The 16593-nt window shown below is 56.3% G+C and carries 21 protein-coding genes and 1 tRNA gene; 14 read left to right on the plus strand and 8 right to left on the minus strand.

Translation table 11 applies throughout. From position 1 onward, the window contains the following. A complete protein-coding gene (locus BC777_RS11305) occupies positions 1-1077 on the minus strand; it encodes an efflux RND transporter periplasmic adaptor subunit (RefSeq protein WP_100368296.1) in 1077 nt (358 codons plus the stop codon). Positions 1078-1193: 116 nt separating this feature from the next. On the opposite strand from BC777_RS11305, the gene BC777_RS11310 reads away from it, so the two are divergent. From BC777_RS11310 to BC777_RS11320, 3 genes are all read left to right on the plus strand, one after another. Next, positions 1194-1841: a TetR/AcrR family transcriptional regulator gene (locus tag BC777_RS11310; protein WP_100368297.1), complete on the plus strand. Its 648-nt coding sequence runs from the start codon at positions 1194-1196 to the stop codon at positions 1839-1841. Further along, entirely contained in the window at positions 1825-2499 is a 675-nt protein-coding gene (locus tag BC777_RS11315) for a DUF2461 domain-containing protein (RefSeq protein WP_100368298.1), read from the plus strand. Before BC777_RS11310 ends, BC777_RS11315 begins: the two co-directional genes overlap by 17 nt. A gap of 190 nt (positions 2500-2689) precedes the next feature. After that, positions 2690-2902 (plus strand): VOC family protein, encoded by a 213-nt coding sequence (locus BC777_RS11320; protein WP_100368299.1) that lies wholly within the window; start codon positions 2690-2692, stop codon positions 2900-2902. Positions 2903-3004: 102 nt separating this feature from the next. Here BC777_RS11320 and BC777_RS19700 read toward each other — a convergent pair whose 3' ends face one another. Further along, positions 3005-3283, minus strand: a complete 279-nt coding sequence (locus BC777_RS19700) for a PAS domain-containing protein (RefSeq protein ID WP_133122546.1) — start codon at positions 3281-3283, stop codon at positions 3005-3007. Between the two features lie 91 nt (positions 3284-3374). After that, on the minus strand, positions 3375-4397 hold the full coding sequence (locus tag BC777_RS11330; protein WP_100368301.1) for a LacI family DNA-binding transcriptional regulator: 1023 nt from the start codon (positions 4395-4397) through the stop codon (positions 3375-3377). Positions 4398-4508: 111 nt separating this feature from the next. On the opposite strand from BC777_RS11330, the gene BC777_RS11335 reads away from it, so the two are divergent. From BC777_RS11335 to BC777_RS19370, 5 genes are all read left to right on the plus strand, one after another. After that, positions 4509-4585, plus strand: a tRNA-Arg gene (locus BC777_RS11335). A 302-nt stretch (positions 4586-4887) separates the two neighbouring features. Beyond that, a complete protein-coding gene (locus BC777_RS11340) occupies positions 4888-5976 on the plus strand; it encodes a helix-turn-helix domain-containing protein (RefSeq protein WP_100368302.1) in 1089 nt (362 codons plus the stop codon). A 135-nt stretch (positions 5977-6111) separates the two neighbouring features. Next, positions 6112-6468 (plus strand): plasmid mobilization protein, encoded by a 357-nt coding sequence (locus tag BC777_RS11345; protein WP_168769145.1) that lies wholly within the window; start codon positions 6112-6114, stop codon positions 6466-6468. Next, positions 6465-8165, plus strand: a complete 1701-nt coding sequence (locus BC777_RS11350) for a relaxase family protein (RefSeq protein ID WP_100368304.1) — start codon at positions 6465-6467, stop codon at positions 8163-8165. The genes BC777_RS11345 and BC777_RS11350 overlap by 4 nt, the downstream gene beginning before the upstream one ends. A gap of 22 nt (positions 8166-8187) precedes the next feature. Then, a complete protein-coding gene (locus tag BC777_RS19370; RefSeq protein ID WP_168769146.1) occupies positions 8188-8361 on the plus strand; it encodes a hypothetical protein in 174 nt (57 codons plus the stop codon). A 98-nt stretch (positions 8362-8459) separates the two neighbouring features. Here the strand turns inward: BC777_RS19370 and BC777_RS11355 are convergent, their stop codons facing one another. Beyond that, positions 8460-9026: a metallophosphoesterase gene (locus BC777_RS11355; RefSeq protein WP_100368824.1), complete on the minus strand. Its 567-nt coding sequence runs from the start codon at positions 9024-9026 to the stop codon at positions 8460-8462. Between the two features lie 183 nt (positions 9027-9209). After that, on the minus strand, positions 9210-10058 hold the full coding sequence (locus BC777_RS11360) for a hypothetical protein (RefSeq protein WP_133122548.1): 849 nt from the start codon (positions 10056-10058) through the stop codon (positions 9210-9212). 72 nt (positions 10059-10130) lie between these two features. Between BC777_RS11360 and BC777_RS11365 the strand changes: the two genes are divergently transcribed. Next, positions 10131-10364, plus strand: coding sequence for a helix-turn-helix domain-containing protein (locus BC777_RS11365; RefSeq protein ID WP_100368825.1), 234 nt, complete (start codon positions 10131-10133; stop codon positions 10362-10364). Positions 10365-10767: 403 nt separating this feature from the next. Here BC777_RS11365 and BC777_RS11370 read toward each other — a convergent pair whose 3' ends face one another. Both BC777_RS11370 and BC777_RS11375 read right to left on the minus strand, forming a co-directional pair. Next, entirely contained in the window at positions 10768-11616 is an 849-nt protein-coding gene (locus BC777_RS11370) for an NmrA family NAD(P)-binding protein (RefSeq protein WP_100368306.1), read from the minus strand. Between the two features lie 16 nt (positions 11617-11632). Next, entirely contained in the window at positions 11633-12400 is a 768-nt protein-coding gene (locus BC777_RS11375) for an SDR family oxidoreductase (protein WP_100368307.1), read from the minus strand. 97 nt (positions 12401-12497) lie between these two features. Between BC777_RS11375 and BC777_RS11380 the strand changes: the two genes are divergently transcribed. Beyond that, complete coding sequence (locus tag BC777_RS11380; RefSeq protein ID WP_100368308.1) at positions 12498-13418, plus strand: AraC family transcriptional regulator; 921 nt, start codon at positions 12498-12500, stop codon at positions 13416-13418. On the opposite strand, the gene BC777_RS11385 is transcribed toward BC777_RS11380, so the two are convergent. Then, positions 13412-14041 (minus strand): TetR/AcrR family transcriptional regulator, encoded by a 630-nt coding sequence (locus BC777_RS11385; protein WP_100368309.1) that lies wholly within the window; start codon positions 14039-14041, stop codon positions 13412-13414. The two genes, BC777_RS11380 and BC777_RS11385, sit on opposite strands and share 7 nt — an antisense overlap. A 58-nt stretch (positions 14042-14099) precedes the next feature. On the opposite strand from BC777_RS11385, the gene BC777_RS11390 reads away from it, so the two are divergent. From BC777_RS11390 to map, 4 genes are all read left to right on the plus strand, one after another. Beyond that, positions 14100-14555 (plus strand): nuclear transport factor 2 family protein, encoded by a 456-nt coding sequence (locus tag BC777_RS11390; protein WP_100368310.1) that lies wholly within the window; start codon positions 14100-14102, stop codon positions 14553-14555. Next, positions 14548-15390, plus strand: a complete 843-nt coding sequence (locus BC777_RS11395) for an ergot alkaloid biosynthesis protein (RefSeq protein ID WP_100368311.1) — start codon at positions 14548-14550, stop codon at positions 15388-15390. Before BC777_RS11390 ends, BC777_RS11395 begins: the two co-directional genes overlap by 8 nt. A gap of 140 nt (positions 15391-15530) precedes the next feature. After that, on the plus strand, positions 15531-15737 hold the full coding sequence (locus BC777_RS11400; protein WP_100368312.1) for a ParD-like family protein: 207 nt from the start codon (positions 15531-15533) through the stop codon (positions 15735-15737). 1 nt (position 15738) lies between these two features. Then, positions 15739-16518, plus strand: a complete 780-nt coding sequence (gene map, locus BC777_RS11405) for a type I methionyl aminopeptidase (protein ID WP_100368313.1) — start codon at positions 15739-15741, stop codon at positions 16516-16518. Positions 16519-16593 lie beyond the last annotated feature (75 nt).

Genomic DNA, 16593 nt, shown 5'->3' on the forward strand with positions numbered 1-16593 from the left:
CTACTCCACACTCATGCCAGTGAAGGGGCGCACGGTTTCGCCATCGCGCAGCATTTGAATGCCCGCACCAACAATCCACTGGTCTGATCCAAGGCCCGTAACGGTGATCTGCGCACCATTGGCCGAGGCCACATCTACAGGCACTAAACCAACTGTCCCGTTTTCAGCGTCAGCATTGGGAGTATAGACCATAACCTGCGCACTATCGCCGGTCATCGTCACGGCGGAAGGCGGTAGCGTGATCGCCGTTGCATCGCTATTGCGCAGGCGCGCGGTGACCGTCATTGAAGCGCCCGGAATAATCGCCGTGGGCACCTGAGTGGAGGGCAAGGCCAAAGTGACACGGTAGCTTTGACCGATACTTTGCGTCTCTGCGTTGAATTCCCGCAAGGTCAATGGCACTTCGCCCTCAAACAGCGGAGATGTCCCTACAAAACTGATCCCCGTGACATCTGACAGGCTTTGAAACAGCCGCTCCGGCACGTCGATTTCAACGCGGACTTCGGACATGTCATGCAAGCGCACAATGGGTTGGCCCGGCGATACATTGGCGAAATTCGGCGTCAGACGCGATGCGACTAACGCACGAAACGGAGCGCGGAGCGTTGCGTCCTCAAGCGCATCTGTCGCCTCGCGCAGCGCCACCGCGGCCAGATCACGCGCCGTTTCGGCATTTTCGGCCTGTGTTGCTGAGGCCGCGTTAGATTGGACAAGCGTTTGCGCGCGCGTCAGATCACGATTGGCTTGTGCGAGCTGTAGGGTCGCACGTTCCACGGCGCGCTCAAATGGGGCCAAGTCCATTGCAGCAATTTGGATCCCTTCCTCAAGAAACTGGCCTTCTTGGGCATCAAACATGATCAACCGCCCACCAACCTCAAACGACAAATCAACCGTTTCGCGCGCCGCGACCTGACCGAAAAACACACGCTCAAGCTGCGTAGCGCCGCCTCCCGCCTGGATCAGCTTAACCGCCCGAATAGGCGCGGGGTCGCCTGACGGGGTCAAATCTTCGGTGTCTTGGGCGTGTGCTGGAACTGATAGGGCAAGAGTGACTAAGAGTAAGATGGTCGCTTTCATCAGATGGCTTTCTGCATGGGTACTGCGCCGTACCTAGAGCACGCCACCAAGACGGCAAGTCAAAAGAGTACGGAGCAGTACTTTTCTTTTTGTAGCGCGCAGCCTAGGTGTGTTTTATGAGCAAGCAACAATCATACGACCGCATTCTGCACACGGCACGTCGGCTGTTTTTCGAACACGGCTTTGAAAAAGTGTCCACGGATCTGCTTGCACGCGAGGCGGCAGTGTCCAAAGCGTCAATCTACCGTCACTTTGAAAACATGGCAGATATCCTGCGCTGCGTGACCGAAGCCGAGGCCGTACAATTCCGTGAGGTGACCCCGCCCAAAACCGAGACGATCCCGGAACTTCGCGAGGCTCTGATCCAATATGGCACTAAGCTTTTGACGTTCCTGAACGCTGCCGACACGATGGAATTTGCGCGCCTGATGCACGAAGAAGCACGCGGCAATCCGCATATTGGGCAAACATTCTTTGATGCAGCATATGGTCAGACCCAAAAGGATTTCGCTCTGATGTTTCATGCGGCACAAACTCAGGGCGCTTTGTCGGATGCGACTGACCCGATGGATATTGCCGAAGACCTGATATGCTTGCTTGAAGGTCTGGGGATGGTGCGTGTCCAACTCGGCGTCATCAAGGTTCCGTATGTCGACATCGAAAAACGCACGACGCGCGCCGTGGCGACGATCTTAAACATGCATGAAGTAGCACCTAAGCCTGCAAGCGACAAAGGACGGTCCTCCCATGACCCTGATCTCTGACACTTCATTTGACCTGTTGGCTCAGCTTGCGCAGAACAATACCAAAGACTGGTATGATGTGCATAAAGCAGACATCAAAACGCACTGTTTGATACCTTTTGGCGAGATGCTTGAGCATGTATCAAACCGTTTGATCGACAGCCCGCTCCCGCTTGAAGGAAGCGCGAAAACGATGTTTCGCATGCACCGCGACGTGCGTTTTTCCAAAGACAAGAGCCCTTACAAGACATCCGTTTCCGGGCTTTTGACACCAAGTGGAACCAAAACCGAAACGGCCGGCATGGTTTACGCTGAACTGAATGCGACGGGCGGTTGGGTCGCGGGCGGATTTTATCGATTGCCGACGGCCCAGCTTAGTCTGATCAGACAGCGTATTGTCGATGAGACGCCAGCATTCCAAGCAATCTTAGATGGGCTGGCAGACGCTGGAACAAAGCTTGCCGACATTGACCGCCTGACGCGGATGCCCAAAGGTTTCAGCGACTACGAAGATCACCCCAATGCCGAAGACATCAAATGCAAAAGCTTCATTGTACGCGCGGATATTCCGAAGGAAGCCTGGTTAAACGGAGACGTCACCGGCATTATCGCAGGCCTCGCACGGCAGGCAATGCCATTAATCCGGTTTGGTAAAGCAGCATTGGTGAAACCTACCTGAAGACTTCTGACTTCACAGCTGCCAGAAAAACAATTTGTTGCATACTAAGCGTCCGAAACCTCGGTGCTACTCTTATGCCGCTGTTGGTACGGATTTGGCGAAGGACTGAGAAGGTCGCTACTGATCGTCTGAGGCGGTCGTCAGCAAAATCCGCCTGAAATCCCACCCAAAGCTGAACCACTGGTGGCATGTGACGCTCTATGCGGCGGACGATGATTGGATGGCCGAAAACCTCGGCGTCGATCCACGCGCAGAGGTGCCGCGCATCTGTATGATCCGGGTTGGCAATGGCCCCGCATTCGAAGTCTTTGAGTGCAGTGCCCACCCGCAGGCCAGGACACCGCCGCGCAACAGCGATATCGGCGGGCACCACCTCGCTTTGTGTCGCCGCTCGGCAGAATGAGGGCCGATTAAGTTGGCATGGGATGCAACTTTAGGAAAGCAGCCATTGGGAATACCAAAGCGAAGGTTGGCTCCGTCCCGCATTGTGTAGATTCGCCATGCACTAGACTTTGCGCTCGCAGCGAATGTCTCCTTTGATAGGATGAGTTGAAGTGCAACATTTGCTTTCGTCTATACGCAAGTCATCTTCCTTGATTGCGTCGGCAGCGGCGGTGGGGAAGACATCTTCCTCACGCGCACCGACGATCTGCAAAAGATCTTCGCGTCGTAGCAGTTTTAGCGCGGCTTGATTGCAGCTGACCCACCGGCGCGAGTGGTCTTTGACATGAAAAATCATTTTTGAAAATAGGCCTCTTAATGTGCATAGAACAGCCATTGGCATGTGCGCTACAAAAACCTGCCAGTCCCGCCTTGCAGATGCTCATGTCACCAGCATCAATCAACCTGACGCCACAGCCAGACCAAAGCGCTGCTTACCTGCGCAAAGTCTCACCTGCCGCAAGGATAGGCTCCAACGCAGTGATAGGTCCGTCAGGCACCTCATCCCCGGCATTCAGCGCTGCGATAATTTGCGCTGCTTTCACCCCAATCTCGCGACGACAGGCATCCATCGTTGCCAATTGGCGCGGCAGTCCTTCCAGCAATTCGACACCATTGAAACCGGCCAGTCCGATCTGGTCGGGCACATCAATCCCTTGCTCAAGCAGATACAGCAGACCACCCGCACCGATCATGTCGTTCGAATAATAGAGGAAATCAAGATCAGGCGTGCGGGCAATCATCTTCGCCGTCATCTCGCGCCCTTTGGCAAGCGCGGAACCGCCAGAGTAAAACTCCTGATCCGCAATTTCGATCCCGGCTTTTGCAAGCGTGCGGGTAAACCCCTCAAACCGCTTGCGGGCACGGTGGTCCAAGGGCATCTTGGTGCCCATAAACCCGATACGCTTGTACCCGGCTGCAATAATCTCTTCCGCCATCTTACGCCCTGCACGGCGATGCGAAATGCCGACGCAATGGTCAATCGGCTCACCATCGGTATCCATGATCTCAACCACGGGAATACCGGCCTGCTGCAACATGACCTGCGATGCCTCTGAATGCTCAAGCCCGGCAATGATGACACCAGAAGGGCGCCACGACAGCATTTCAAAAAGAACCTTCTCTTCTTTTTCGGGCAGATAATCAGTGACGCCAACGACAGGCTGCAACGGAGTATCTTCAAGGGTCTCGGAAATACCTGACAGCACTTCGGGAAAGACCATATTGCCGAGCGACGGAATGATCACCGCCACAAGGTTGACCCGCTGCGAGGCAAGCGCACCCGCGATTTTATTGGGTACATAGCCCAGCCGTTTCGCAGCATCCTGCACCTTCTGGCGGGTCGCAGCGCTGACATCGCCTTTGTTGCGCAACACGCGGCTGACTGTCATCTCACTCACGCCCGACGCCTCAGAGACATCGCGCAGGGTCAGGGGGCGTTTGGACGTATTGGTCAATAAGGTATCCCATCTGTCGTTTTCCCATTGTTAGCGGGGCTTGTTGACAAAGGCCAGAACAGCCTGACCGTTGACCCCTGCCACAAAGGCAGGCATTCAAGCCAGACGCATGGCCCCGTGGCTCAACTGGATAGAGCAGCCCCCTCCTAAGGGGCAGGTTGCAGGTTCGAATCCTGCCGGGGTCACCAAAAATGCCAATACAATCAGTGCCTTGTGGATTTTTCATCGGTGCGCTTTGCAACATCGTCCAGGATTTTACGGCTTCTGTGCGAGAACACGTAAAGAACACCCGTACAAAACCCGTACAGCCTGATCCGCCGGACAATGGATTCTCGGACCTCTATAAACGGAAAAATCCCGGCTCGGCGGCAACCGAAACCGGGATCAAATCTAAAGGAAAAGCGTTCAGCTTTCGTAATGATGGTACCCCAAGAACCGCCATTAAAGCAACCGACATTCAAGGCGGCCATTGGTTGTCAGGCGGTCCGTTATGAGTGTACGGCTGACGCACAGTGGATTGCCGATAGACATCACACCTTATGAACTGAAGCGATTTCTCAACCGAGCCAGAGTTTCGCTCGGCCTATCAAAAGGTGCCATAGAATACCTCGTGTTCGCTATAGACAACTGCCAGAAGTCAGATTTCCTTCAAGGCAGGATTTGTGCCATCTGGCATTCGCTGGAACGGCTTTCTCAGATCTTTGGGCTGTCTAAACGGCAGGTTGGGCGGATCGAGGCTGAGCTTGTTGACGCGGGTCTGATCCGCCGCACCTACCCCGAACGCAAAAGTCGCTCTGGCGACCGAGTAGATGGTGTCATCAAACGCGCGGCGGGTATCAACCTCGCCCCACTGATCGAACAGGCGGGGTATGTTCGTTCACTGGTCAGTCGCCGGATGCAGTCCGACGAAGACCACAAACGCCTGCGTGAGCAGATTCAGGGCTTGTTCCGACAAATCAGGGAGCTGGGCAATACTGACGCTGATGAGGCCGCGACCACCATCCTGCCCCGTCGTCGGCCAACAGAACTCACCGACATCACCAGAATGCAGGAGGTTGCCGAAGCGCTTGAGGCTGTGCTTTCCGATTTTTCTTCGGATTGCGGTCAGCCGGAGATGGCCGTCGGGTCAGACGAAAATGTCCGACTCAATACGAACAAAGAAAAGAAAACCAAAACTCGTATGGCTGAGAGACCGATTGACGAGCGCCGCTTGAACACCAGCCCAACTCACGCCCGGCGGCTGGCTGGACCACAGTTGGCCGAGTACATTGATCTGTATGCCTGCGGTGGTCCGCCCGACTGGCAAGCGATCACCAGGGCTGCGCATGATCGAGCTTACGAGCTAGGTGTCTCTAGCCGATTGTGGCGAGCGAGGTGCACGCAGATTGGAGAAATGCGGACTGCACTTTGCCTGATCGTGGCTGATCGAAATTCACGAAGGACCGACGCGTTTGCCGTAGAAAATGCAGCGGCTGCTTTCGCTGGCATGGCGCGCAAAGAAAATGGGCGGCTAGCCGTTCTGGACAGTTTAATCGGAGAGCTGACAATCGCGTTGATCCGATCAGGCGGCAATACATGAATTGCGTTCGTCTGCCCCAAGAGAAGGGTGAGCAAGGTTACGCATGTAGCTACGCGACATGCAACTTGCGAGGGAATGGACAAGCCCTTTCCCCTCGACCCCAAACCCACGCGCAGAGCGCGTCAGGTGGTTAGCATGAGCAAGAGTAAGTTGGAGCCGCGTTCGGTACGTGAGCTGGTTCTGCGGGTGCGTTGCTCAGAAGAGGAACGTGCTGCTTGGTTGAGCAAAGCCCGCGCGCAAGAACGGTCGCTTTCCGACTATGCGCGCCATGTTCTCTCTGCTGAACCGATGCAGCGGCGAGCTCGGCCACCGGCGATCGATCCCGTGTTGCTGGCGGCGATCGGACGCGCGGGCAACAACCTGAACCAAATCGCCCGGGCCATGAACGCCGACCGTAAATCCGGACGCCCCATTGACTTGATTGCCGTCCGCACGCTGTTGATGACGCTTGACCGCGAACTGGCTGAAATCGTCGCGGAGCATTGCCGATGATGGTTCGCTTTTTCACGCATGGCGACGGCTCAGGGCGGGCAGCAGTCGAGTACCTCTTGGCCAAGGAGGTCGCGGCTTACACCGAGGACCGTAAGCGCATCGCTGGTGAGACCGTGCGACGAGATGTACCCCCTGAAATACTGGCCGGCGATCCCGATCTGACCTGGCACCTTATCGACAGCAATACCCGCAAATGGCGGTACACATCCGGCGTCGTGGCGTTCCATGCAGATGACGATCCCTCAGAAGCAAAGCAAGCCGTTGTGATGCAGGATTTGGAAAAGGCCGCGTTTGCAGGGCTCGAAACCGACCAAGCGAATATTCTCTGGGTTCGTCATCAACACATGGGCAACATTGAGCTGCATTTTCTGATCCCGCGCGTCGAGCTTTATGCGGGGCGGTCATTTAATCCAGCACCCCCTGGGTCGGAACGCTTCTTCAACGCATTCCGCGACTATTGGAATGCCCGCGAAGGCTGGGTCAGTCCCGAAGAGCCGGAAAGAAAGCGGATGATCAAACCTGTTTTCGATCTGGGCGATCGAAAGAGCATCAAAGAGACCATTCAGACTCTCATGCTTCAAAAGATCGAGGCCGGCGAAGTCCAAAATCACGCTGACGTTCGCGCCGTTCTGGCAACATTGGATGGCCTGGAATTCAAGCCGCTGACCAAGAAACAGCTTGAGAAGCGCCGCAAGGCCGATGCCGAAGAAGCCAAAGACGGTAAGCCACGCCGTCGCGACACCCGGATTACCATGCGTCTTGCAGGCACCTCGAACAGCCAGAACACCTTTAGATTAGAGGATCGCATTTTCCATGAAACCTGGACCGCAGATGAATACTTTGCTGCAAAACCTGCAAGCGAAGTTGGAGACGCAAAGCCACGCCACCGAAGAGCAGACCCAGCAGTTGTTGAACGACTTCGAGCAGCGTTTGTCACAAGCGTTGAACGCCGCGCTGCGAAAAATCGAGACCGATATGCGCGACCTCGAAAAACTGAGCAGCTCGATCAACAACCGGACGGCCCATCAGATCGATGCTCAGGCCAGCAGCATTCGGGACGCAACGGCGGCGTTGGAAGAGAGCAGGAAGGAATGGCGCACGGTGACGTGGAAGACGATGCTGCCGACCTACCTAGCCGGGGTCTTTCTGACCTTCTGGGTACTCTTGATGGCAGTGCAGCTGACCTTTCCGGAGCAACCATCAGCGATAGAAGCACAGAGCCTCGCGGCATTCGGTCTCGATGGGACGCGCGTAACGCGTGGCCTTGGCGGGCTTGGCCAGGTGGTGAACTTGCCACGTGGCGTCGCCCTCGCGAATTGCCCAATTCCAAATCTGGGTGGCGGCGAAGTCTGCGTCGAAACAGCAAAGACGAGGTAGCCTATGTCACACCATCAACTGACGCCCTTCGAGACAGCATTATTGCGCGCTGTCGACGAACTGAACACGACATTCGAGGCTGGGTTGAAGAACGCGGGCGCTTCACCGAACGAATTGGCGAATTTACAACGCGAGTTCAAACGGTTCGCAAACGCATTGGAAGCTCGATTGAGCAGCTTGGAGAAGCAACAGACCGAATTGTTGCGGCTGCTCGGGGGCTGTTGAGCCAACCAGTAAACGCGCATGAGAATCTTCGACAAGAAGATAATAGACCAGACGATGACGGCGCGAGTCCGTTTCTATCTGGTCCTACACCCTAGTCAGCAAACGATGGAGAAAGTCATGAACGACCTAAAGAACCTTGCAGAGAAAATACGTACAGCGGTGAATGAGGCTGTTGATGGAGGCATTTTTGATGGCGTTGCCGAACCACGCAAAGAGACAGGAAAGCCGGAGGAACGTGAAGCTAATATTCCTCCGAACAATGCAGATCATCATGAAAGTGATGATTCCTAGGTCGACATAAATCTATTGTCGTCTTCCCCTGCCTTATGTGGGGCGATGTCAGGCGGGGCCGGGTTTTCAGGCGAATACATCATCTTGATCGGGACGTCTCAGAACTCCTTCGCGTTGTGCTCAACATCGGCCCAGTGTTTGTTCACGGGTAGCGTTTTTGCGCGCCGGGCGACGTCCTCAAAACGAACGGGCATGAAGTCCCAGACGTCCACACCGGCGTTTACGCTATTGCGGCTGCCTTTCCAGTTCTGGTGAACATGGCCGAAGATCTGGAGCGCATCGCGGCGGGCGTGATTCCAGGTGATCATGGGGTAATGGCAGAGCGTGTGTGCCTGCCTCTGTGGTCCGTCCCGGACCTCCGACAGATGCGAGACGCTCGTCCATGGCAGTGCCTGCGTCGGTTCCAGATCATGGTTTCCGACGACGAGGTGCCTTTCCCCCCCGGGCAGTTTGTCAAAAAGCTTAGTCAGCCACTCGTTGTCCTTGGCCTTTGGGCCATGGGCAAAGTCGCCAATGATCCAGAGCGCATCCTTGGGACCAACCATGGCCCAAAGATTCTGCATCAGGACTGCGTCCATGTGATTGGCGGATCGAAAGGGGCGGTTGCAAAACTTGATGACGTTTTCGTGCCCGAAATGTGGGTCTGCGGTGTACCAGTTGGTCATGTCTTTTCTCCGGCGTGCGATAGTGGCGCGGACGGCAACGGCAGAGGCGGTGATGAGGATAATCATATGCGAACGGCGCGTAGCCGCCCGCCAGATATGCGGGCGCTAGTTCAGGGTGATATGTTTGCGCTTCAAGATCATGCGGAACTCATAGCCAGTTCAGGCGTATTTGGCTATCCATTCTCACAGGTCCATGTCTGAGGCTTCGACCTCCTCGCCAGTCAGTGCCCCAACGATCTGGCGATCCAGCTCTGCCATATGCTGGCGGCCGAGCGCGTAATCCTCTAGCGAGAAGCCAATGACTGTACTGCCCGGTTCTCCGCGATAGCGGACGGTGAAAGTCGCAATACATCCCGTCTTGATGTCGGATTGGCGGGGATGTTCGAAGCTGTATTCGACATTATTGCGGTAATGCAGGTCATTGCTGCAAAGCGTATATTCGGTGCGCCGCACGGTGCCCGATGCGAAGGTTTCTTCATGTACCAGCGGAGTTAATGCATCCAGATCAGGAATGAACCCGCCTTCGCCCCAGGCATAGGTCAAGGTCATCTCACGTCCGTTGATTTCTACACGCGATGGCGGGCCATAAGTCTCTTCGATCTGCGCTTTCAATTCTAGTGGTTCTGGCAAATCATCGCTTGGCTGGCGGATCGAGCGATGGATCGCCATGGGGCGTTGTTCCATCACATCTGACGACAGCATCGCCGTCACCTGATCTTGATCCGCATTTGCGAGCCGCCCATTGATGCCGACATCGCCGATGCGGGTGAATTTCTGGTAGGTGAACTCGAAGACAGCGCCATCGGGCGACTGCACGCGAAGAACTTCGCTCTCGCTTGTTGGGGCAGCGTCGTTGCGTTCTGCGTAGACGGATAGGACGTCGTCCAGGGCATCCCCCGGCTGAAGCCCAAGGATTTCGTATGGGTATGGGCGAGGTTCTGGTGCTGGAAGTGGCGTCAGCACGTCTTCAGCGAGTGCAGGCAGCGCACACATGATCATCACCGAACCCATGGGGTGAACTATGTGCTTCATAGAGACCTCATTCGTCAAATTACATATTATAGTTGATAACACTAAAGTATGTACTGTCCAATAGTCTTCCGCATGGATATGCGAAAACTGGTTGGAAAAAATTTTGCGCGCCTGCGACGGGAAAAAGGCTTAACCCAAGAGCAGGTTGAAGAGCGATCAGGCTTTAGCCAGCAATATCTGAGCGGCTTGGAGCGTGGGAGACGGAACCCCACGGTGATTACGCTGTATGAGTTGGCGCAGGCCCTCGGTGTAAGTCATGTATCCTTAGTAGAAATTGGCGATAGCGTCCAAATCCTGGAAAAGTAGTTTGATATTTCGATTTGGTCGCGGTGTAAGCGCCAAAGAACCACGCCATCTACGAAACTGGCCGTACATTCGTTGGTAGAGTGAATAGCAATAAGGCGCCAATGGTAAAAATATGTGCGCGTTGTGGGGCCGCAACCCGACACCGGACAATCGCTGCGCGATGCGCCAATGTCTCAGATGCGGGACTTTGCCGCCGTTCGCTGCGTTTGCTCCAATGGCCGCTTTGGTTGCAAGGGGTAGGCCGACTGCCGACAGGGTTCGCTTACATGACAGTGCAGGCCGCAACATTCGACCTACGTTCCGTACGTGATCCAGATTGGAGCGCTCTAAGGTTTGAAAATTTCGTCGATAAAGAACGCAGGGGCCGACATGGCCCCTGCGTTGCGCCGGATCATCAACAAGATCATGCAAATTCGGCCGCGTGGCTTTCGCACCATGCCCGGAAGGTGCGCGGTGCGGTGCCCGTCAGGTTCGCGATGTCATCGGCGAGAAAGCCCGCGCGTCCTGCACGGAACGTCTCGTTGAGGTTGCGCATTGCCTTGGCATTGGGCTCTGGCATGCCGTCTGCGATGTGTCGCTGCTCAAGCTCCTCGGGCGTGACTGATGTGAACTCAATGGGTCGGTCGATCACGTCAGTCAGGATCGCGACCTGTTCGCGGGCGCTCAGTGCCTCGGGGCCGTTCAGGATGTACCCCTTGCCCGCATGGCCCGGCTCGGTCAGTGCCAGCACGGCGATACGCCCGACGTCGTGGGGGTCGACGATCGCAAGGGCGCCGGGATCAGTCGCGTCCACCACGCGGCCGTCTTTCTTGATCGCGTCAAGCCACCAAAGCGCGTTCGACATAAGCCCGTTGGCCCGCAGATAGGTCACATCAAGATCAGACTTGTGAAAGACCTCGTCGCGCTTGGCGATCATGGCACCGATCATTGGATAGGGTTGCAGGCTTGTCCCGAGTGACGAAAGCAGGGCGATCCGCTTCACATTGGCAGCATGTGCCGCATCGATCATGCTTTGCGCCTGCTCAACGGAGGGTTCGAGCTGCATGAAGAACACGCCATCCACGCCCTTGGTCGCTTCGGCGATGCTTTTCGGGTCATCAAGCTCGCCAACAGCAAATTCAATACCATCCGGCAATTGCTTCCTGGCACGGGCTTCATCTCGGACGAAGGCACGCACGGCATGGCCTTTTTGTAAGAATTGAGCCGCGACTTCGCCGCCGACATTTCCGGTTGCTCCAAATACAAGATACATGAGATTTTCCTTTCGATCAGTTGGTTTGGGGTGATGAGGTGTGAGTGGCCGCGTTGGCGAGAGCCCAGACATCCGCGCCCGTAGGTAGATGATCCGGGCAATCCGGATCGGTGGCTGCCCGCCAGATCGCTTCGGTTACGTCTTCGATCCTTGTCGTGGCCGACGGCGCGGCCAAATTGGCAAGCGCCCGATCTGCGAAACCCGCATAGGCCGCGGGAATACCGTCCGATGAGCGCGATTGCGCATTGTCGGCAAAGCGCGTCTCGGCCTGACCAGGAATGACGACCTTCACGGATACGCCGAATTCTGCCATCTCAAGCGCGAGGCAATCGCTGAACGCGATGATCGCCGCCTTGCTTGCGGAGTAGAATGAGAACAGAGGGAAAGGCTTAATCGTCGTGCTCGTATTGACGTTCACGATGACGCCCGACCGCCGCTGCCTAAACGCTGGTAAGACCGCTTTCGTCATGGCGATCGTGCCAAGCGTGTTGGTCTCGAAGATGGCGCGGATCTGGGCCATATCGGTACCTTCGACAGCGCTCAGCATGCCAATACCGGCATTGTTGACCAGCACATCGATGGGACCGGCGGCATTGATGGCCGCTGCGATGCTGTCTTGATCAGTCGTGTCCAGTGGCAGCACCCGCAGGCGGTCGCTCGGCGGGAAAAGATCCTCGCGCGGGGTGCGCATCGTCGCGATGACGGACCACCCTTTGTCGAGGAAGAACAATGCGGTCTCCAGCCCGAAGCCGGAGGAGCATCCTGTAATGAGTACGGTGTTCATTGGGACCTCCTTTTTCTATCGTCTGACATCAAACTAGGCGTCGACATGTGCACTATCGATAGTTGAAAATCCGGTATTCATTTGCGATAGTCCTGATATGACTGATCCACTGACTGATGTGATTTCTCTGCTGCAACCACAGCCTGCCGCGATGAAGCTGGTGTATGGCGGCGGCGCGTGGCGTGTGCGCCGTGAAGTCACCGACCGGGTCTTTTATGGATTGGCGCTGGATGGGGGCTTTCGGTTCCAGGCGGACGGACAGGCGGAAGTCACCATTGAAGCCGGCGACTTCCTGTTGGTCCCCTCGGCTGCCGATTTCACGGTATCGAGCAAGATCGCGGTGACTGGCGATGCCCTTTCGGCGCTTCCCGTTGATCTGTCCGGCGGAGAATATCGCGTAGGCGAGCCGGATGCGCCGACCGATGTCAGGATGATGATCGGGTATTGCCTCTTTGGCTCACCAGACGCGTCCTTGCTGGTCTCGCTCTTGCCGCAGATTGTCATTATCCGGAAAAGTGATCGCCTGGCCGCGCTCGCGGGTTTGGTGGATGATGAGTATCGAAATCGTCGCAATGCGCGCAATGTGATCCTTGATCGTTTGCTCGAAGTCCTCTGCATCGAAGCCTTTCGCGCGCTGCCTGATGAAGGTGGCTTTGCAGGACTCGTGCGCGGGCTTGCAGATGATCAGATCGCGCAGGCCATCCGCCTCATTCACGAAGACCCCACACGCGGCTGGACGGTCGAGGATTTGTCGCGCGAAGCCGCGCTATCGCGGTCGGCCTTCTTCGCGAAATTCAATCGTGTTGTCGGCATGGCGCCAATGGAATATCTGCAAAACTGGCGAATGTCGCTCGCCAAGGACAAGCTATGCGCGGGCAACAGCTCCATTTCGGAGATCGCCTACAGCGTCGGCTATGGCTCACCAAGCGCGTTCAGCGTTGCGTTCACACGCATTGTGGGACGCCCTCCGACAGAATATGCGAGAGACCTCAAAGAGCGTGCACACTTGCTTCACTGACGGCCAAGACCTGCAGCGATGAACCGCGCAATCTTGTTTATTTCCAAGCTGCTGACGCGACCTCCGGTCACAATGATCCGCCAATAAAGAATGCTCGCAAGCGCATCATTGGCAAGATCACGGTCCGCAGTTTCGGATAATTCACCACGTGCGATGGCCCGGTCGACGATCGCCTTGCCGCGTTCGCGGCGCTCATATTGCAGTGTGTTCCTTATCTCGGCGCTCAATGCGCTGGTTCTGGCCATCTCGGCATGCAAGTCGGGCAAAATACGCCGGATCAGCGGGTGGCGCATAGTCCGGCGCAGCGACAACAGGATCAGCCGCAGATCCTCCAACAACGACCCGCTGTCGGGGATGGTTGTTAGGTTCAGGCCAACCGCTTTGATCAACTCGATCGCCATATCCTGTTTTGACGACCACCGGCGATAGATCGCCGCTTTCCCGACACCGGCCCGCTTGGCGACGCGTTCCAGGCTTAGCGCACCAAGACCGGTCTCCGCCCATTCCTCAAAAAACGCGCGGGTGAGGGCATCGGTCACGGACGGGCGCATCACGGCCGCTCCACTAGGCGCACGCGGGGATGCGCTCATCGTCAAATCTTCGTCGGAACGATTGCGTTCCATCCACTAATCTCCTATATGGTCGATACGATACCGTTCCATCCAAAAGGGAGACTTGTCAATGACTGCCCAACAAACCCGTTTTGAAGGACTTGCCGATATCCTGCGTGAAGGGCTCGGTACCCGGATCGCTCCGGAGGCGGAGAATTTCCTCGACATGTTCGCCGAGGACTGTGTGTTTGAAGCGCCTTATGCGCCGCCGGGATTCATCGCCCGCATCGACGGCCGTGATGCACTGGAGCGTTACCTGATGGTTTTGCCCGACCTGATCCGCATCGACGATTTCTTTGACCTGCGGATCAGCGAAATGGCCGACCCGAACAAGGTCGTGCTGGAGTTTTGCGGCAGGGGTGAAGGGCGGACCGGTGCGCCCTACGATCAGAAATGGATCTCGGTGATTGAGACGCGCGACGGCAAGATCGTCCATTACGCTGACTACTGGGACCCGCGGATTACGCTCGCTGCGACGGGCGATGCGGTTCCTGAGCCTGAAGGGGAGGGTTTTACCCGTGCGTGATACAATCCTTGTCACTGGCGGTACTGGCACGACCGGGCGTCGTGTATCCGCCCAGCTTTCGGAGCGCGGTTTTTGTTATCGCGTCGCAACACGCAATCCGAGTGCCAAAGACCACATCCGATTTGATTGGATGGATGAAACCACTTGGGCGGCAGCGCTGGAAGGCGTCAAAGGTGTTTACCTCGTCGCGCCCAGCGGCGTTACAGAGCCTTTGCCTGTGATGATCCCGTTCATGGAGCTCGCGATCCACAATGGCGTCAAACGCTTTGTATTGCTGAGCGCATCCTCATTGGACGTGGGCGGCCCAATGATGGGTACTGTGCATGCCTGGCTGAGCGACCACGCGCCGGAATGGGTCGTTTTGCGTCCAACATGGTTTATGCAGAATTTCTCTGATGGCCAGCATCTTGCTACCATCCGCGATGAGGGCGCGATCTACACCGCAACAGATCAGGGGCGGGTCGGATTTATCGATGCGGAAGATATTGCCGCCGTCGCAGTTGAAGCACTGACCCAGCCAGAATGTGTCTCAGGCGACATCATCCTAACCGGACCTGCGGCACTCAGTTACGATGCTGTCGCGCAAACGCTCAGCGATGCGCTGAAGCACCCGGTCAAGCACCATCACCTGAGCGTCGATGAACTTGCCGCGCGACATATGGACCAGTCCGGCCTGCCGGAGCCCTATGCCCGGACGCTTGCACAGATGGATGCGGCCATCGCTGCGGGTTCAGAAGATCGCGTCACCGACACCGTGCCGCGCATGGCCGGACGACCGGCACGCGCGCTGGAGGCGTTTGTCGCCGCTAATGCGGATGTTTGGAGCAAGAGGTGATGCACGGCACCGTCCATTGCAGGAAACAAACGGATCAATGTTTACCGTGAGCGCACGCGACTATGTTTCTCAACATCAGGTTGATCAATGACCATACGAAATGTATACGTTTCGTATATTCTGAACTCTAGGAGACAAAGATGGGTATCGTGAAAATCAACGACGACTTGCATGAAGAGGTCCGTCGGGCCTGCGCTGTGTTGTGCCGATCTATCAACGCCCAGGCAGAGTTCTGGATGAAGATCGGCATGTTGGCCGAAGCCAACCCGACACTGTCCTTCAACGACATCGTGAAGATGCAACTGGAAGCGGCGCAGGTGCGTGTCGCCGAGGTAGCGGCAGCGTAAAATGGTAAAGACCCCCGATGAACTGGATCTGATGCGCGTATCCGGCAGATTGCTGGCGTCGGTGTTCGAGATGCTGGACAGACAAAGTCTGGAAGGCATGTCGACCTTGCAGGTCAACGATCTGGTCGACCGTTTCATCACCGTTGACCTAAACGCCCGCCCGGCCAGTAAGGGTCAATACGATTTCGAATATGTCCTGAATTGTTCGATCAATCACGTTGTTTGCCACGGCGTACCAAACCCGAACGACATCATCCGTGACGGCGATATCGTCAATTTCGACATCACGCTCGAAAAGAACGGCTACATTGCGGATTCAAGCAAGACCTATCTGATCGGCAATGCCCCACCTGCTGCGAAACGGCTTGTGCGGATCGCCCAAGAGGCGATGTGGCAAGGCATAAAACAGGTCCGACCCGGAGCACACTTGGGGGATATCGGCTTCGCGATTGAGAAATACGCCAAGAAAAATGGCTGCTCTGTTGTGCGGGAATATTGTGGGCATGGCATTGGTCGCGAGATGCACGAGGACCCGCAGGTGTTGAATTTCGGACGACCGGGAACGGGTATAGAGTTGCGCGAAGGTATGGTCTTCACCATCGAGCCGATGGTCAACAAGGGCAGTCGCATGGTGGCGACCGAACGCGACGGGTGGACTATCGTGACCAAGGACCGGAAGCTTTCGGCGCAGTTCGAGCATACAGTCGCGGTGACCGGAAATGGCGTTGAGGTTTTGACCCTTCGCAGCGAAGAGACGCCCACGATAGAGCGGATCCAATGATCTGGCAAATATCTTGTGCAAGGCCCAATGCGGCATTGCCGAAGCCACTATCGGCAATGCCACTGCTTCGGCTCA

Source organism: Yoonia maricola, assembly GCF_002797915.1.
Taxonomy (GTDB): domain Bacteria; phylum Pseudomonadota; class Alphaproteobacteria; order Rhodobacterales; family Rhodobacteraceae; genus Yoonia; species Yoonia maricola.

Excerpts from the sequence above, each read along its gene's own strand:
- BC777_RS11305 (WP_100368296.1), bottom strand. The coding sequence starts at position 1,077 with ATGAAAGCGACCATCTTACTCTTAGTCACTCTTGCCCTATCAGTTCCA.
- BC777_RS11310 (WP_100368297.1), top strand. The coding sequence starts at position 1,194 with ATGAGCAAGCAACAATCATACGACCGCATTCTGCACACGGCACGTCGG.
- BC777_RS11315 (WP_100368298.1), top strand. The coding sequence starts at position 1,825 with ATGACCCTGATCTCTGACACTTCATTTGACCTGTTGGCTCAGCTTGCG.
- BC777_RS19700 (WP_133122546.1), bottom strand. The coding sequence starts at position 3,283 with ATGCCAATGGCTGTTCTATGCACATTAAGAGGCCTATTTTCAAAAATG.
- BC777_RS11340 (WP_100368302.1), top strand. The coding sequence starts at position 4,888 with ATGAGTGTACGGCTGACGCACAGTGGATTGCCGATAGACATCACACCT.
- BC777_RS11345 (WP_168769145.1), top strand. The coding sequence starts at position 6,112 with ATGAGCAAGAGTAAGTTGGAGCCGCGTTCGGTACGTGAGCTGGTTCTG.
- BC777_RS11350 (WP_100368304.1), top strand. The coding sequence starts at position 6,465 with ATGATGGTTCGCTTTTTCACGCATGGCGACGGCTCAGGGCGGGCAGCA.
- BC777_RS19370 (WP_168769146.1), top strand. The coding sequence starts at position 8,188 with ATGAACGACCTAAAGAACCTTGCAGAGAAAATACGTACAGCGGTGAAT.
- BC777_RS11355 (WP_100368824.1), bottom strand. The coding sequence starts at position 9,026 with ATGACCAACTGGTACACCGCAGACCCACATTTCGGGCACGAAAACGTC.
- BC777_RS11360 (WP_133122548.1), bottom strand. The coding sequence starts at position 10,058 with ATGAAGCACATAGTTCACCCCATGGGTTCGGTGATGATCATGTGTGCG.
- BC777_RS11365 (WP_100368825.1), top strand. The coding sequence starts at position 10,131 with ATGGATATGCGAAAACTGGTTGGAAAAAATTTTGCGCGCCTGCGACGG.
- BC777_RS11370 (WP_100368306.1), bottom strand. The coding sequence starts at position 11,616 with ATGTATCTTGTATTTGGAGCAACCGGAAATGTCGGCGGCGAAGTCGCG.
- BC777_RS11375 (WP_100368307.1), bottom strand. The coding sequence starts at position 12,400 with ATGAACACCGTACTCATTACAGGATGCTCCTCCGGCTTCGGGCTGGAG.
- BC777_RS11380 (WP_100368308.1), top strand. The coding sequence starts at position 12,498 with ATGACTGATCCACTGACTGATGTGATTTCTCTGCTGCAACCACAGCCT.
- BC777_RS11385 (WP_100368309.1), bottom strand. The coding sequence starts at position 14,041 with ATGGAACGCAATCGTTCCGACGAAGATTTGACGATGAGCGCATCCCCG.
- BC777_RS11390 (WP_100368310.1), top strand. The coding sequence starts at position 14,100 with ATGACTGCCCAACAAACCCGTTTTGAAGGACTTGCCGATATCCTGCGT.
- BC777_RS11400 (WP_100368312.1), top strand. The coding sequence starts at position 15,531 with ATGGGTATCGTGAAAATCAACGACGACTTGCATGAAGAGGTCCGTCGG.
- map (WP_100368313.1), top strand. The coding sequence starts at position 15,739 with ATGGTAAAGACCCCCGATGAACTGGATCTGATGCGCGTATCCGGCAGA.